Raw genomic sequence first — 423 nt, 5'->3', positions numbered from 1 at the left:
AACGCTCTCCAGCCGTCGACGGAGGTGCTCCCCGCCCTCGGTCTGCTCCTGCACAACGTCCGGGTGGCGCCCGCGGAGGGCCCGGCGCTGGTGGACACCCCCGGCGCCGACGTGATCCTCGTCGACGGCCGCCGCGATCTCCCGCAGGTCCGCAGCCTGTGCCAGCTGCTGCGCTCCACCGGCCCCGGCTGCCCGCTCGTCCTGGTCGTGACCGAGGGCGGCCTCGCCGCGGTCACCGCGGACTGGGGCATCGACGACGTGCTGCTGGACACCGCGGGACCCGCGGAGGTCGAGGCGCGGCTGCGGCTGGCGATGGGCCGCCAGCAGATCGTCAACGACGACTCCCCGATGGAGATCCGCAACGGCGACCTCTCCGTGGACGAGGCGACCTACTCGGCGAAGCTGAAGGGCCGGGTCCTGGAC

At 74.0% G+C, this 423-nt stretch carries 1 pseudogene; it reads left to right on the top strand.

The features are described 5' to 3' along the window. A pseudogene (locus LPA54_RS39900) lies at positions 1 to 423 on the top strand (DNA-binding response regulator); the annotation flags it as partial.

Source organism: Streptomyces sp. DH12, from assembly GCF_020873895.1.
In the GTDB taxonomy this organism is placed as follows: domain Bacteria; phylum Actinomycetota; class Actinomycetes; order Streptomycetales; family Streptomycetaceae; genus Streptomyces.
The sequence above is the reverse complement of the archived record's forward strand: the minus strand, read 5'-3'. Positions and strand labels throughout refer to the sequence as shown.